The following is a 17,566-nucleotide window of genomic DNA, read 5'->3' on the forward strand; positions in this document are numbered from 1 at the left end:
AATGATCCCGTTGTCGTTCGCACAGCGTCGGTTGTGGTTCATCGACCGGTTCGAGGGGCCGTCGGCCACGTACAACGTCCCCTTCCTCGTGCGGTTGACGGGCGAGCTCGACCGGACCGCCCTGCGGTCGGCGGTGCGCGATGTCGTGGCCCGGCACGAGAGCCTCCGTACGCTCATCGTGGTCGACGAGCAGGGCGTGCCCTCGCAGCAGGTGCTGCCGGTGGACGGTGCGCTGCTGGACGTGCCGCTCGTGGAGGTCGCTCCCGACGCGCTCGACGAGGCCGTCCGCCAGGCGGCCCAGTACACCTTCGACCTGTCGGCGGAGATACCCGTCCGCGCCACCCTGCTGCGCTCCGGCGAGCGCGAGCACGTGCTGCTCCTGCTGGTGCACCACATCGCCAGCGACGGCGAGTCGATGGAGCCGCTCTCCCGCGACCTGGCCGCCGCCTACACCGCCCGGCTGCGCGGCGGGGTCCCGCAGTGGGCCGACCTGCCGGTGCAGTACGTCGACTACACGCTGTGGCAGCGCGAGCTGCTCGGCGACGAGAACGACCCCGGCAGCGTGGTCTCCACCCAGGTCGCGTACTGGAAGGACGAGCTCCAGGGCGTGCCGACACCGCTGCGCCTGTCCACGGACCGTCCGCGCCCGCCGGTGGCCAGCCACCGCGGCGACACGGTCGGCTTCCCGATCGACGCCGAGCTGCTCGCCGCCGTCGAAATCCTGGGCCGCGAGCGGGACATGACCGTCCCGATGGTGCTCCAGGCCGCCCTCGCCGTGGTGCTCCAGCACCTGGGCGCCGGCCACGACATCGCCATCGGCTCCACCGTCGCCGGCCGCACCGACGACGAACTCGCCGACCTCGTCGGCTTCTTCGTCAACACCTGGGTGCTGCGCACGGACCTCTCCGGCGCCCCGACCTTCGACCGGGTGCTGGAGCAGGTGCGCCAGAAGGCGCTGACGGCCTACGACAACCAGGACGCGCCCTTCGAGCACCTGGTGGAGGTCCTCAACCCGGAGCGGTCCACCGCCTACCACCCGCTGTTCCAGGTCATGTTCACCTGGGAGAACGACGCCTGGATCGACCTGGAGCTGCCGGGGCTGGAGCGGGCGCGGTTCGAGGTGCTGGCCACCCCGACCGCCAAGTTCGACCTGGAGTTCAACTACTTCTCGGACCCCGAGGGCCCGGGCATGCTCTGCTACCTGGAGTACGCCACCGACCTGTTCGACCGCTCCACGGCGCAGTCCGTCGTGGACCGCTACCTGCGGCTGATCCGTGAGGTCGTCGCCCGTCCGGACCGCCCGGTCGCCCTCGCTCCCGTCCTCGACCAGGACGAACTGGACACCGTAGTGGGCCAGTTCAACGAAACCGCCGTCGAGCTGCCCCGGGTCACGGTCGGCGAGCTCTTCGAGCGGCAGGCCGCGGCCACCCCCGACGCGGTCGCGCTGGAGGCCGGGGACGAGACCCTCACCTACCGCGAACTCGACGTGCGGGCCACGCGCATCGCGCGGGAGCTCGCCGCCCGCGGCGTCGGCGCCGAGACCCTCGTGGGCGTCGCCCTGCCGCGCACCGCGGACCTGGTGGCGGGCCTGCTGGGCGTGCTCAAGGCCGGCGGGGCCTACCTGCCGATCGACCCCAGATACCCCAGCCGCCGGCTCGACTTCATCCTCGACGACGCCGCGCCCGCGCTGATCCTGACCGACGGCGAGACGGTCGGCGTACTGCCGCCGACGGAGGTCCCGCGGCTGTTCACCGGCGACATCGGCTCCGGCGACCCGCAGGACGAACAGGCCCCCGCCGCCGTCGCCGGTGCCCGGCCGGGCCAGACCGCCTACGTCATCTACACCTCGGGCTCCACCGGTACGCCCAAGGGCGTCGCGATCACCCACGCCAACGTGGTCAACGACGTCCTCGGCCTGGCCTCGGCCATCGGCGTCGGCGCCGGTACGCGCGTGCTGGCCGGCACCTCGGTCAACTTCGACGTGTCGGTCTTCGAGATCTTCGCGACCCTCTGCTCCGGCGGCACCGTCGAACTGGTGCGTGACGCACTGGTGATCGGCGAGCGCGGCGGCTGGAGCGGCGGAGTGATCAGCACCGTCCCGTCCGTCTTCGCCGAACTCCTCGGACAGGTCGGCGACGGCATCGCCGTCGACACCGTCGTATTCGCCGGCGAGGCGCTCCCCACCTCCCTCGTTCGGCGCGTCCGCGAGGCGATCCCCGGCGTCCGGGTGGTCAACGCCTACGGGCAGAGCGAGTCCTTCTACGCCACCACCTTCGCCCTGCCCGCCGACGAGGAGTGGGACGGCGCCGGCAGCGCCCCCATCGGCTCCCCGCTCGGCAACGTCCGCACCTACGTCCTCGGCCCCGGCCTGCGGCCCGTCCCGGCCGGCGTGGTCGGCGAGCTGTACGTCGCCGGCGAGATCGGCCGCGGCTACTTCGGCCGCGCCGCCCTGACCGCCGACCGTTTCGTCGCCGACCCGTACGGCGCTCCCGGATCGCGCATGTACCGCACCGGCGACCTGGCGCGCTGGAACACCGCCGGGCAGTTGGAGTACGCCGGCCGCGACGACGCCCAGATGAAGGTGCGCGGCTTCCGCATCGAGCCCGGTGAGATCGAGGCCGTCCTGACCGCCCACCGGGGCGTGGCCCAGGCCGTGGTCACCATCCGCGAGGGCCGCGGCAGCAAGCAGCTCGTCTGCCACGTCGTCCCGCTCGACGCCGACCAGGGCGGCTTCGGCACCGTCGCCAGCCTCGGCGACCTCGACGTCGACCTCACCACCAACGTGTCGGTCCGCGAGCTGCGGCGCTTCGCCGCGGGCCGGCTGCCCGAGTTCATGGTGCCGTCCGTGTTCGTCATGGTCGGCCGGCTGCCGCTGACCGCCAACGGCAAGCTCGACCTGGCGGCGCTCCCCGAGCCGGACTTCAGCGGCGGCGAGTACCGCGCCCCGCGCAACACCGCGGAGGAGGTCCTCGCCGCCGTCTACGCCGAGGTCCTCGGCCTCGACCGGGTCGGCATCGACGACGACTTCTTCGCCGTCGGCGGCGACAGCATCCGCTCCATCCAGGTCGTCTCCCGCGCCCGCAGCGGCGGCGTGGAGGTCAGCCCGCGCCAGATCTTCGACCACCGCACCGTCGCCGAACTGGCCGCGGTCGCGATCCTCGGCACCGAAGCCGGCACCGGGCCGCAGCTCGCGGAACTCGAAGGCGGCGGCACCGGCCGGATGCCGCTGCTGCCGATCGGCGAGTACCTGCTCGAACTGGGCGAGGACACCGACCGGTTCGCCATGTCCACCGCCGTCGAGCTCCCCGAGGGCATCGACCGGGCCGGGCTCGCCGCCACCCTCGGCGCGGTCCTGGACCGCCACGACATCCTGCGCTCCCGGCTGGTCACCGGCGACGGGGGAGCCGCCCTGGAGGTGGCCGCACCCGGCTCCGTCGACGCCGACGCGCTGATCCACCGCGTCGAGTGCGACGGCCGCTGGGACGAGCAGTGGTTCGAGCGGGCCACCGCCGAGCTGGACGCCGCCACCGGACGGCTGGACGCCGCGGCCGGCACCATGGCGCAGTTCGTCTGGTTCGCCCCGCAGAAGGGCGCCGGCCGGCTGCTGCTGGTCCTGCACCACTTCGTCGTCGACGGCGTGTCCTGGCGCATCCTGCTGCCGGACCTCGCCGCCGCCTGGGAGCAGGTCCGCCAGGGCCGAACCCCCGAGCTGCCCGGCACGGGCACCTCGGCCCGCCGCTGGGCGCACGCCCTGGCCGACGAGGCGCAGGAGCCCGGACGCGTCGCCGAACTCGCCCTGTGGCGCTCGGTCGTCGCGGGCCCCGACCCCCTCCTCGGGTCGCGCGCCCTGGACCCGGCCGTCGACACCATGTCCACGGTCGAGCACACCTGGCTCACGCTTCCCGTGCCGGTCACCGAGACCCTGCTGACCACCCTCCCGGCCGCCTTCCACGGCGGCGTCAACGACGGACTGCTCGCCGCCCTGACCCTGGCCCTCGCCCGCTGGCGCCAGGCCCGCGGCATCGACGAGTCCTCCGCCCTGCTCCGGGTCGAGGGACACGGCCGCGAGGAGGATGTCGTCCCCGGCGCCGACCTGTCGCGCACCGTGGGCTGGTTCACCACCATGTTCCCCGTCCGCCTCGACCTCGCCGGGATCGACCTCGACGACGCGTTCGCCGGCGGCGCCGCCGCCGGCGCCGCGGTCAAGGCCGTCAAGGAGCAGCTCCTGTCCCTCCCCGACAAGGGTGTGGGCTACGGTCTGCTGAGGTACCTGAACCCGCAGACCGCAGACGTGCTGCGCCGCTACCCCACCGGCCAGATCGGCTTCAACTACCTCGGCCGCTTCTCGTCCTCCTCGGACGTGCCCGAGCACCTGCGCGGCCTGGGCTGGACCCTCGCCGAGGGCACCACCGAGCTGATCGCGCAGCCGGGCGGCCGCATGCCGGCCCTCTCCACGCTGGACGTGGGCGCGCTCGTCACCGACACCGAGCAGGGCCCGCAGCTCACCGCCCGCCTCGCCTTCCCCACGGGCCTGCTCGCCAAGGAGGACGTCGAGGAGCTCGCCGAGCTGTGGAGCACCGCCCTGAACGCCCTGGCCCGGCACGCCGCCGCGCCCGGCGCGGGCGGCCTGACCCCCTCAGACGTACCGCTCGTCAGGGTGGGCCAGGACGAGATCGAGGCCTGGGAGGAGCACTACCCCGGCCTGGAGGACGTCTGGCCGCTGACCACCATGCAGGACGGCCTGCTCTTCCACGCCCAGCTCGCCGGCTCCACCTTCGACGCCTACCAGATGCAGCTCGTCTTCCACCTCGCCGGCGAGGTCGAGCCGGCCCGCATGCGGGCCGCCGGCCAGGCGCTGCTCGACCGGTACGCCAACCTCCGCGCCGCGTTCGTGTACGACGCGGCCGGCGACCGCGTGCAGGTCGTACGGGACCGCGTGGAGCTGCCCTGGCAGTACCTCGACCTCAGCGGGTTCGGTGAGGAGGGCCGCGAGGAGGCGCTGAAGCGCTTCCTGGCGGAGGACCACGCCTCGCACTTCGACCTGGCCCGGCCACCGCTCGTACGGATGTCCCTCGTCATGATGGCGCCCGACCGCTGGGAGCTCGTCTTCACCGCCCACCACGTCCTCTTCGACGGGTGGTCCATCCCGGTCCTCATGCAGGACCTGCTGCGGCTCTACGGCTCCGAGGGCGACGCCTCCGCGCTGCCGCGGGTGCCGGGCTACCGCGACTTCCTGGTGTGGCAGGCCGGCCAGGACCGCGAGGCCTCCGCCCGCGCCTGGACCGCCGAGCTCGCCGGGGTCGAGTCGCCGACGCTGATCGCCCCGGACGCGGGCGCCGCGTCCGACCCGGCCGGCATCGGCCAGATCGACATCCCGCTGTCCGCGGACGCGGCCCGCGACCTCGGCCGGCGCGCCGCCGAACTGGGCCTCACCCTCAACACCCTCGTCCAGGGCACCTGGGCGCTCGTCCTCGCCGGACTCACCGGCCGCCAGGACGTCGTCTTCGGCGCCACCGTCTCCGGCCGCCCTCCCGTCGTCCCCGGCGTCGACGCCATGGTCGGCCTGTTCATCAACACCCTGCCCGTCCGGGTGGACTGCACCCCGGGCGCCACCCTCGGCGGTCTGCTGCGCGACCTGCAGAACCGGCAGAGCGCCCTGCTCGACCACCACCACCACGGGCTGCTGGACATCCACCGCTCGGTCGGGCTGAACGTCCTCTTCGACACCCTCGTCGGCTTCGAGTCGTACCCGATCGACGGCGTCGCCATCAAGGAGGCCAACTCCGCCGCGGGCATCTCGATCACCGGCATCAGCCCGCTCAGCGGTGCCCACTACCCGCTGGTCGTGATGGCCTTCGCCGACCCGCACCTGCGCGTCGCCCTCCAGTACCAGCACCACCTCTTCGACCCGGAGACCGTCGAGGGCATCGCCGCCCGCTTCGCGCGGATCCTCCAGGAGCTCGTGGCGGACCCGGACGCCCGCGTCGGCTCGGTGCACGTCCTGGAGTCCGCCGAGCGCGCGACCGTCCTGGACGAGTTCAACGGCACCGCCGTCGCCGTCCCCGCAAAGACCGTCCCCGCCCTGTTCCAGGAGCGCGCCGCCGCGGCCCCGGACGACATCGCCGTCGCCTCCGGCGGCCGCACCCTCACCTACCGCGAGCTGGACACCCGGGCGAACCGGCTGGCCCGCGTCCTGGCCGCCCGCGGCGTCGGCCAGGAGTCCGTCGTCGGCGTGGCCCTGCCGCGCTCGCCCGAGCTGATCGTCGCCCTGCTGGCCGTCCTCAAGGCCGGCGGCGCCTACCTGCCGGTGGACCCCGACTACCCGGCCGAGCGCATCGGCTTCATGCTGGCCGACGCCGCTCCGGCGCTGCTCCTGACGGACTCCGAGACCGTCGCGTGCCTGCCCGACGGAGCCTGCCCGCACCTCGTCCTCGACGACGCCGACACCGCCGCCGCCGTCGACGCGGCCTCCGGCGACGCCCCTGCCGCCGCCGACCACGGGCGCGTCGACCAGCTCGCGTACGTGATGTACACCTCCGGCTCGACGGGCCTGCCCAAGGGCGTCGGCGTCACCCACCGGGCCGTCGCCGGCCTGGCGCTGGACCGCCGGTACCGCGGCGGCGCCCACCGGCGGGTCCTCGTCCACTCCGCGCAGTCCTTCGACGCCTCCACCTACGAACTGTGGGTCCCGCTGCTCGGCGGCGGCACCGCCGTGGTGGCCCCCGTCGGCAAGCTCGACGCCGGAGCCCTGGCCGCCGTCATCACCGAGCAGCAGATCACGGCCCTGTGGCTGACCGCCGGCCTGTTCAAGGTCATCGCCGACGAGAACCCGGAGTGCTTCGCCGGGGTGGCCGAGGTGTGGACCGGCGGCGACGTCGTCTCCCCGGCCTCGGTGACCCGCGCGCTGCGGGCCTGCCCCGGCCTGAAGGTCGTCGACGGCTACGGCCCGACCGAGACCACCACCTTCGCCACCACCCACCCCATGCCCGACCCGGACACGGTCGGCGAGCCGATCCCGATCGGCCGCCCCATGGACAACATGCGGGTCTACGTCCTCGACGCGGGCCTGCGCCCCACCCTCCCCGGCGTCCCCGGCGAGCTGTACATCGCCGGCGCCGGCCTGGCCCGCGGCTACGCCCACCGCTCCGCCCTGACCTGCGAACGCTTCGTGGCCTGCCCCTTCGGCGTCCCCGGCGAGCGCATGTACCGCACCGGCGACGTCGTGGCCTGGACGGCGGACGGCGAACTCGTCTTCCAGGGCCGCGCCGACACCCAGGTCAAGATCCGCGGCTTCCGCATCGAGCCCGCCGAGGTGGAGGCCGCCCTGGCCACCCACCCCGGCGTCGCCCAGGCCGTCGTCACCTGGAACGAGGACCGGGCCGGCGAACGCCGACTGGTCGGGTACGTGGTCCCGCGCGTCGACGGATCCGACACCTCCGGTGCCGAGGAGCAGGTCGACGAGTGGGAGGAGATCTACGACGACCTGTACGCCGTCTCCGACGCCGCCTGGGGCGAGGACTTCACCGGCTGGAACTCCAGCTACACCGGCGGAACGCCCATCGCCCTGGACGAGATGGCGGTGTGGCGCGACGCCGCGGTGGAGCAGATCACCAACTGGTCGCCGCGCCGCGTGATGGAGATCGGCGTCGGCACCGGCCTGCTGATGTCCCAGATCCTCGGGCAGGTGGAGGAGTACTGGGGGACCGACATGTCGGCCGCCGTCGTCGACCGGCTGCTCGTGCAGGTCGACGGGACCGGCTTCGGCGACCGGGTGCACCTGCGCCACCAGAACGGGGACGACGTCCGCGGGCTGCCGCGCGAGCACTTCGACCTCGTCGTCATCAACTCGGTCGTGCAGTACTTCCCCGACGCCGAGTACATGGACCGGGTCCTGGCCGGCGCGATGGACCTGCTGGCCCCCGGCGGGCGCGTCCTCGTCGGCGACGTCCGCAACGCCGCCACGCTGCGGCTCTTCCGCAGCGGCGTGCAGCGCGCACTGCACCCCGAGGCGTCCGCCTCGGTCGGCCGCGCCGCCGTCGCCCGCGCGATCCTCATGGAGAAGGAACTCGTCCTCGACCCCGAGTGGTTCACCCGCTGGGCCGAGCGGCACGGAGCGGGCGGCGTGGACATCCGGCTGAAGGCCGGCCGCCCCCACAACGAGCTGACCCGCCACCGCTACGAGGTCCTGCTGCACAAGGCGCCCGTCGCCGCGACCGACCTGCGCGACGTCCCGGCGCTGCGCTGGGGCCGCCAGGTCGAGGACTTCTTCGGCCTGGAGGAGTTCGTCCGCGGCCACGGCGAGCAGCCCGTACGCGTGACCCGCATCCCCAACGCCCGGCTCGCCGACGAGGTCGAGTCCGCCGCCGCGGTCGGCGTGATCGAGGCGCCCGCCACCGCCGGCCCCGTCCTCGACCCGCAGGACCTGCGCGAATGGGCCGCCGAGCGCGGCTGGGGCGTACTGCTCACCTGGTCGGCCGCCGCGGCCGAGTGCTTCGACGCGGTGATCGTCCCCGCCGGACCCGTCACCGACCAGGTCTTCACCGGCGGCTTCACGCCCTCGGGCCGCGCCGACCGGGTCCTGGCCAACGAGCCCGCCGCCGCCGGACGGATCGGCACGCTCGTCGGCGCCCTGCGCGGCTACCTCCAGGAACGGCTTCCGGACCACCTGGTGCCGTCCTCCGTCGTCGCCATCGCCGAAGTGCCGCTGACACCCAACGGGAAGCTGGACCAGCGGGCCCTGCCCGCCCCGGACTTCGCGGCCGCCGCCACCGGCCGGGCCCCGCGCACCCCGCAGGAAGAGGTCCTGTGCGGCCTGTTCGCCGCGGTCCTGGGCCTGGACCGGGTCGGCATCGACGACGACTTCTTCGCCCTGGGCGGCCACTCCCTGCTCGCCACCCGCCTCGTCAGCCGGATCCGGCAGGTCCTCGACGTCGAACTGCCCATCAGGGTCGTCTTCGAGGCCCCGACCGTCGTCGAGCTGGTCGAGCACCTCGCGGCCGGCGCGCCCGTCCGGGCCCCGCTGCGGCGCACCGCCGAGCGCCCGGACTCCGTACCGCTGTCGTTCGCCCAGCGCCGCCTGTGGTTCATCGACCGGTTCGAGGGCCCCTCGGCCACCTACAACGCCCCCTTCCCGCTCCGCCTCACCGGCGAGCTGGACCTGCCGGCCCTGCGGGCGGCGCTGCGCGACGTCGTGGCCCGCCACGAGAGCCTGCGCACGCTGATCGTCGAGGACGCCGACGGCGTCCCGGCCCAGCACGTGCTGCCGGCCGACGAGGCGGGCCTGCAGGTCCCGCTCGTGGAGGTGGCCCCCGGCGGCCTGGCCGACGCCATGGCCGAGGCCTCGGCGCACCTCTTCGACCTGGCCACGGAGATCCCGGTCCGCGCCCCCGTGCTCCGTCTCGGAGAGCGGGAGCACGTCCTGGTCCTGCTCATCCACCACATCGCCAGCGACGGCTCCTCCATGGCCCCGCTGGCCCGCGACCTCGCCACCGCGTACGCGGCCCGCAAGGACGGCGGCGCCCCGCAGTGGGCGGAGCTCCCCGTCCAGTACGTCGACTACACGCTGTGGCAGCGCGACGTGCTCGGCGACGAGGAGGACCCGGCCAGCGCGCTCGCCGCGCAGGTCGGCTACTGGCGGGAGGAGCTGGCGGGCGTGCCGCAGCCGCTCCAGCTCGCCTCCGACCGGCCGCGCCCGGCCAAGGCCTCCCACCGCGGCGGTTCCGTCGAGTTCGCCCTCGCCCCCGAGGTGGCGGCCGCGGTCGAGGACCTGGCGCGCCGCAGCGGTGCGACCTCCTCGATGGTGCTCCAGGCCGCGCTGGCCGTCCTGCTGCACGGACTCGGCGGCGGCGACGACCTCACCATCGGCTCGCCCATCGCCAACCGCACCGACGAGGCCCTCGCGGAACTCGTGGGCTTCTTCGTCAACACGTGGGTGCTGCGCGTCGACCTGTCGGGCAACCCCGCGTTCACGGAGCTGCTGGAGCGCGTGCGGGCCAAGTCCCTGGCCGCGTACGACAACCAGGACGTGCCCTTCGAGCGGCTGGTGGAGGTCCTCAACCCCGAGCGGTCCACCGCCTACTCCCCGCTGTTCCAGGTGATGTTCGCCTGGCAGAACTTCGCCCGGAAGGACTTCGCGCTGCCGGGTCTGCAGGTGGAGTTCGAGCGGGTCCGCACCGAGACCGCCAAGTTCGACCTGTTCTTCAACATGGCCGATCTGCCCGGGATGGGCGTGGTGGGCCTCCTGGAGTACGCCACCGACCTGTTCGACCGGGAGACGGCCCAGGCCGTCGCCGACCGCTTCGTACGGGTCGTGGGCCTGCTGGCCGCCGCCCCCGAGCAGCGGGTGGCGTCCGTCGAGCTGGTGGACGGAGCCGAACGCGAGCTGGTGCTGCACGGCTTCAACGCCACGCAGAAGCCGACCCCCGAGGTCACCGTGCCCGCCCTGTTCGAGCTCCAGGCCGCGCGGCGGCCCGACGCGGTCGCGCTGGTGTGCGGCGAGGAGTCGCTGACCTACCGCGAGCTGGACGAGCGGGCGAACCGGCTGGCCCGTGAGCTCGGCCGGCACGGCGTGGGCCCCGAGAGCGTGGTGGGCGTCGCCCTGCCGCGCACGGCGGACCTCGTCGCGGCCCTGCTGGGCGTGATGAAGGCCGGCGGCGCCTACCTGCCGATCGACCCGAAGTACCCCAGCCGGCGCCTGGAGCACATCCTGGCCGACGCCCGGCCGGCGCTGGTGCTGACGGACGCGGCCACCGCCGGGATCCTGCCGGAGTCCGGGACCACCCGCCTGTACCTCGGCGACCTGGCCCTCGGGGCTCCCGCCGACACCGCCGCCCCCGCGCCCGCGGCCGCGCTGCCCGGCAACGCCGCCTACGTGATGTACACGTCCGGCTCGACGGGCGTCCCCAAGGGCGTCACCGTCACCCACGCAGGCGTCGTCAACGGCGTGCTGCGGCTCGCCGACGCCGTCGGCGTGGACTGCGGCACCCGCACCCTCGCCGCCGCCTCCGTCAACTTCGACGTCTCCGTCTTCGAGGTCTTCACCACGCTGACGGCGGGCGGCACGGTCGAACTGGCCCGCGACGTCCTCGTCGTCGGCGAGCGGGGCGGCTGGACCGGCGGTGTCATCAGCACCGTCCCCTCCGTCTTCGCCGAACTCCTCGACCAGGTCGACGGGAAGATCACCGCGGACGCCGTGGTGTTCGCCGGCGAGGCACTGCCCGCGTCCCTGGCAGCCCGCGTCCGCGAAGCCGTCCCGGGCGTCCGGGTGGTCAACGCCTACGGACAGACCGAGAGCTTCTACGCGAGCACCTACGTGCTCCCGGCCGACGGGGAGTGGGACGCCGGGCACACCGCCCCGATCGGCACGCCCCTGGGCAACATGCGCGCGTACGTCCTGGGAGCCGGCCTGGCACCGGTGCCCGTGGGCGCCGTCGGCGAGCTCTACGTCGCCGGCAACATCTCCCGCGGCTACCACGGCCGCGCCGCACTGACCGCCGAGCGCTTCACGGCCGACCCGTACGGTGCGCCCGGAACGCGGATGTACCGCACCGGCGACCTGGCCCGCAGGCGGGCCGACGGGCAGCTGGAGTACGTCGGCCGCGGCGACGCCCAGCTCAAGATCCGCGGGTTCCGCATCGAGCCCGGCGAGATCGAGGCGGCCCTGACCGCCCACCCCGGCGTCGAACACGCCGTGGTGACCGCGCAGAGCGCACCCGACGGGTCCAAGCGCCTCGTCGGCTACGTGGTCGGCGCGCCGGACTCCGGCGGCCAGGTCGACGCGCAGGGCCGCTTCGAGGCCGACATGACCTCCGGCCTCACCATGCGCGAGCTGCGCCGCTTCATCACGGGCCGGCTGCCCGAGTTCATGGTCCCCGCCGTGCTCGTACCGCTCGACCGGCTGCCGCTGGCCCCCAACGGCAAGCTGGACCGCGCGGCGCTGCCCGAGCCGGACTTCACCGGTGAGAGCTACCGCGCCCCGCGCAACCGGACCGAGGAGGTCCTCGCCTCGGTCTACTCGGAGGTCCTCGGCCTGGAGCGGGTCGGCATCGACGACGACTTCTTCGCCGTCGGCGGCGACAGCATCCGCTCCATCCAGATCGTCTCCCGGGCGAAGGCCCAGGGCGTCGTGGTCAACCCGCGGCAGATCTTCGAGCTGCGGACGGTCGCCGAGCTGGCCGCCGCCGCGGGCGCCCAGGACCTCGGCCCGGCCCTCGCGGAACTGGAGGGCGGCGGAACCGGCTCCATGCCGCTGGCGCCCATCGCGAAGTACATGCTCGAACTCGGCGGAAGCTTCGACCGGTTCTCCATGTCCGCGGCGCTCGAACTGCCCGAGGGCATCGACGGGGACGGCCTGACCGCCGTACTGAACGCGGTCCTCGACCACCACGACGTCCTGCGCTCCCGCCTCGTCCTCGACGCGGGCGGCAGCCTGGACGTCGCCGCCCCCGGCACGGTCGACGCGGCCGCGCTGGTGCGGCGGGTGGCCTGCACCGGCACCTGGGACGGGGCGTGGCTGGAGACGGCCAGGGCCGAACTGGACGCCGCGACCGGCCGGCTGGACCCGGCCGCCGGCACCATGGCCCAGTTCGTCTGGTTCGCCCCGGAGCAGGGCGCGGGCCGGCTCCTGGTGGTCCTGCACCACCTCGTCGTCGACGGGGTGTCCTGGCGCATCCTCCTGCCCGACCTCGCCACCGCCTGGGAGCAGGTCGAGGCCGGCTCCGCCCCCGCCCTGCCCGCGGTCGGCACCTCGGCCCGCCGCTGGGCGCACGCACTGCTCGACGAGGCCTCCGACCCGGACCGCATCGCCGAACTCGCCCAGTGGTCGGAGCTGCTCGACTGCGACGACCCGGTCCTCGGCGCACGGCCGCTGGACCCGGCGGTGGACGTCATGTCCACCGTGGAGTCGGTCTCCCTGGAGCTCCCGGAGCAGGTCACCGAGACACTGCTGACGACCCTGCCCACCGCCTTCCACGGCGGCGTCAACGACGGCCTGCTGGCCGCGCTCGCCCTCGCGGTGACGCAGTGGCGCGCCGACCGGGGCGTCGAGGCGTCCTCGACGCTGATCCGGCTGGAGGGCCACGGCCGCGAGGAGCAGGTCGTGCCCGGCGCCGACCTGTCCCGTACGGTCGGCTGGTTCACCAGCATGTTCCCCGTACGGCTCGACCTCGCCGGACACGACGTGCAGGAGGCGATCTCCGGCGGCGCCGCCGCCGGCGGCGTCCTCAAGGCCGTCAAGGAACAGCTCCTCGCCGTCCCCGACAAGGGCGTCGGCTTCGGCCTCCTGCGCCACCTCAACCCGTCCACCGCCGCCGAGCTCGACTGGCGCCCGACCCCCCAGATCTCCTTCAACTACCTGGGACGGGTGGCCGCCGGAACCCCCTCCGACGGGCGGCAGGGTGCCGGCTGGAACCTGGCCGCCGACGCGCTCGGCCTCGCCGCCGACCTCGACGCCGACATGCCCGCACTGTCCACCGTCGAGATCAGCGCCTACGTCACCGACACCCCCGACGGCCCCCGGTTCAACGCCCGCGTCTCCTACCCGGCGGGCGTCCTCGACCGGACCGAGGTGCGGGAACTCGCCGACCTGTGGGTGCGCGCCCTGGAGGGCTTCGCCCACCACGTCACCACCCCCGGCGCCGGCGGCCTCACCCCGTCCGACGTCCCGCTCGTCCGCCTCACCCAGAGCGAGATCGAAGGCTGGGAGGAGCAGTACCCGGGCCTGGCCGACGTCTGGCCCCTGACCCCGCTCCAGTTCGGCCTGCTCTTCGAGACCATGCGCCTGGAGGAGGACGCCTTCGACCCGCACATCGTGCAGGTGGCCTTCCACGTCCAGGGCCCGGTCGACCCGGCCCGGATGCGGGTGGCGGCGCAGGCTCTCCTGGACCGGTACGCCAACCTGCGCACCGCCTTCGTCACCGACGCGAACGGCGACCTCACCCAGCTCGTGCTCGACAGGGTCGAACTGCCCTGGCGGGTCGCCGACCTGCGCGGCCTCGACGAGAGCGCCCGCGAGGAGGGGCTGGAGGGGATCCTCGCCGAGGACCACTACGCGCAGTTCGACCCGGCGAAGCCGCCGATGCTGCGCGCCTCGCTGGTCCAGCTCGCCGAGGAGACCTCCGAGCTGGTGCTGACCGTGCACCACGCCCTCTTCGACGGCTGGTCCTTCCCCCTGCTCGTACGGGACCTCGCGTACCTGTACGCCTCCGAGGGCGACGCCTCCGAGCAGCCGCGCGTGCCCGAGTACCGGGAGTTCCTGCGCTGGCTGTCCCGGCGGGACGACAAGGCCGCCGCGGCGGCCTGGGCCAAGGAGATGCAGGGCGTCGGCGAGCCCACCCTGCTCGCCGCCGAGACCCCCGCGGACGGCGGCGACGACGCCCGCGTCGGACAGGTCGACGTCCCGCTGCCGCTGGACGAGGCCCGCGCCCTGAAGAAGCGCGCCGCCGAACTGGGCGTGTCCATGGGCACGCTGGTCCAGGGCGTCTGGGCGCTGATGCTCGGACAGCTCACCGGCAAGCGCGACGTCATCTTCGGAACGACCGTCTCCGGCCGTCCGGCAGAGGTGCCCGGCGTCGACCAGATGGTGGGCCTGTTCGTCAACTCCCTCCCCATCCGCGCCGAGTACGCGCCGAGCGACACGCTCGCCCAGGTACTGCAGAACCTCCAGGAGCGCCAGACGGCGCTGTTGGACCACCACCACTTCGGGCTGCACCGCATCCAGCGGGAGGCCGGCCTGAAGGAGCTCTTCAACACCATCGTCCTCTTCCAGTCCTTCCCCGTCGACAAGGAGGCACTGGGCGCGGCCAACACCGCGGCGGGCGTCTCCTTCACCGGGATCCGGCCCTCCGCCGGCGCCGCCTATCTCGTGGGCCTCGCCGCCGACGCCGAGCCTTACCTGCGCATGATCCTCCAGTACCAGCGGCAGGACATCAGCGCGCGGACGGTGGAGCGGATCGCCGAGCGGGTCCTGCACATCCTGCGGCAGCTCATCGCCGACCCGCACATCCCGGTGGGTGCGCTGGACGTCCTGCACGAGGCGGAACGCGACCGGCTCCTGCTCGACTTCAACCGGACGCGGACACAGGAGCCGGCGCTCACCCTGCCCGCCCTGTTCGAGCGGAAGGCCGCCGAGGCACCGGAGGAGATCGCGGTCCTCTTCGAGGATCAGAAGGTGACCTACGGGGAACTGGACGCGCGGGCCAACCGGCTGGCGCGGACCCTCGTCGAACGCGGCGTCGGACCGGAGACGGTCGTGGGCGTGGCCCTGCGGCGCTCCCCGCAGTGGCCGGTCGCGGTCCTCGCCGTGATGAAGGCGGGCGGCGCCTACCTGCCGCTCGACCCGGCCTACCCGGCCGACCGGCTCACGTACATGGTCGAGGACTCCGGGACCGGGCTGATCCTGGTGGACCGGGCGACGTCCGACCGGCTGCCCGACCTCCCGTCGGAGCTGCTGACCCTGGACGACCCGGAGTTCGCCGCTGGCCTGGACGGCAGGGACGGCGCACCTCTGACCGACGCGCAGCGAACGGGCCGGCTGGTGGTGGCCAACACCGCGTACGTCATCTACACCTCGGGCTCCACGGGCCGGCCCAAGGGGGTGGCCGTCACGCACACCGGCTTCGCCAACATGGTCGCCGAGGTGACGGGGCTGCTGGGCATCACCGCCCGCAGCCGGGTCCTGCAGTTCGCCTCGCCGAGCTTCGACATCTCCGTCGGCGAGATGTGCATGTCCCTCTTCGCCGGGGGAGCCCTGGTCATGGCGGACCCGGACCGGCTCGCCCCCGGCGCCCCGCTCGCCGAGACCGCCGACGCGTTCGGGGTGACCCACGCGATCCTGACGCCCACGGTGCTCGCCGCCATGCCCGCCGGATCACTGTCCACCGTCGAGGCGCTGATGGTGGCCGGCGAGGCCACCTCGCCGGAGCTGGTCGCCACCTGGTCGGCCGGACGCCGGATGTTCAACGGCTACGGACCGACGGAGACCACCATCGGCGCGACGGCCGGCGAGCTCACCGCCGACGCCGTCGTCTCGATCGGCAGGCCCATCCGCAACACCCGCGTCTACGTACTGGACTCCGCGCTGCGACCGGTCCTGCCCGGCGTGCCCGGCGAGCTCTACATCGCCGGCGCGGGACTGACCCGCGGCTACGTCGGCCGGCCGGACCTGACCGCCCAGCGGTTCACGGCCTGCCCGTTCGGGGAGCCCGGCGAGCGCATGTACCGGACCGGCGACCTCGTCGAGTGGAGCCGGGACGGCGAGCTCCTCTTCCGCGGCCGCACCGACAACCAGATCAAGGTGCGCGGCTACCGCATCGAGCTCGGCGAGATCGAGACGGCCCTCGCGGCCCACCCGACCGTGGACCACGGCGTCGTGACCGCCCGCGACAACCTGGCCGGCGACAAGCAGCTCGTCGCCTACGTCATCCCCGCCCAGGGCGAGAGCGTGGTGGCCGAGGACCTGCGCAAGCACCTCACCAGCCGCATGCCGGAGTACATGGTGCCGTCCGCGTTCGTCACCCTGGAGCGGCTGCCGCTCACCCCGAACGGCAAGCTCGACCGGGACGCCCTCCCGGACCCGGAGTACACCGGCGGAGTCGACTACCGCGCGCCGCGCAACCCGCTCGAGACCACTCTGGCGAAGCTGTTCGCCGAGGCGCTCGAACTGGAGCGGGTCGGCATCGACGACGACTTCTTCGACCTGGGCGGCCACTCGCTGCGCCTGACCAAGCTCATCAGCCGCATCCGCGCGGTCCTCGGGGCCAAGGTTCCCATCCGCGTGATGTTCGGGGCCACCACGGTGGCCAAGCTCGCCGAGTACCTGGAGTCCCAGGTCAAGACGGCCCGGGCGCCCGTCTTCGCGGACCCCTTCGCGGTGGTCCTGCCGATGCGGACCGAGGGGTCCAAGGCGCCCCTGTGGTTCGTCCACCCGGGTGTCGGACTGTGCTGGTCCTACGTGGGCCTCGCCCAGCTCCTCGGGGACCGGCCGGTGTACGGCATCCAGGGCCGCGGCTTCGACGGCAACGGCCGGGCCGAGTCAACGCAGGCGATGCTCGACGACTACCTGGAGCAGGTCCTGAAGGTCCAGCCGGAGGGCCCCTACCACCTGGTGGGCCACTCCACGGGCGGCACCTACGCCCACGCCCTCGCCGCCGCACTGAAGCGGCGCGGACACGAGGTGGCGCTGCTGGCCCTCATGGACAGTCCGCCGAGCGGCTGGTTCCGGCACATCGAGGACCCGGTGAACATGCCGGAGGTCCGCGAGTTCTTCAAGGAGTTCTTCATCGGGTCCGGCGTGGACGAGGACCGCGAGGCCCTGGTGGAGAACGGCAGCCACCTGTTCAAGTCGCACGCCGAGATGCTCCTGGAATGGGACTCGCCCGTCTACGACGGCGACGCGGTCTTCTTCAACGCCACCCAGAACCCGGACGAGTCCTACGCGGCCATCTGGGCCCCGCACATCGGCGGCACGGTCCACGAGTACGACATCGACGCCACGCACATGGGCATGCCGAAGGCCCGGCCCGCGGCCGAGATCGCCCGCATCATCAACCAGCACCTCGGGGGGAACTGA

Annotated in this window: 1 protein-coding gene; it reads left to right on the forward strand. The window is 73.6% G+C overall.

Annotated features, from left to right (window positions below):
- Position 1: 1 nt before the first annotated feature.
- Entirely contained in the window at positions 2 to 17,566 is a 17,565-nt protein-coding gene (locus ACZ3X1_RS25240; RefSeq protein ID WP_467281050.1) for an amino acid adenylation domain-containing protein, read from the forward strand.

The sequence above is a fragment of the Streptomyces sp. NPDC023541 genome (genome assembly GCF_055559995.1).

Bases quoted from the DNA above. Each gene is read 5' to 3' on its own strand.
- ACZ3X1_RS25240 (WP_467281050.1), top strand. From the start codon at position 2: ATGATCCCGTTGTCGTTCGCACAGCGTCGGTTGTGGTTCATCGACCGG.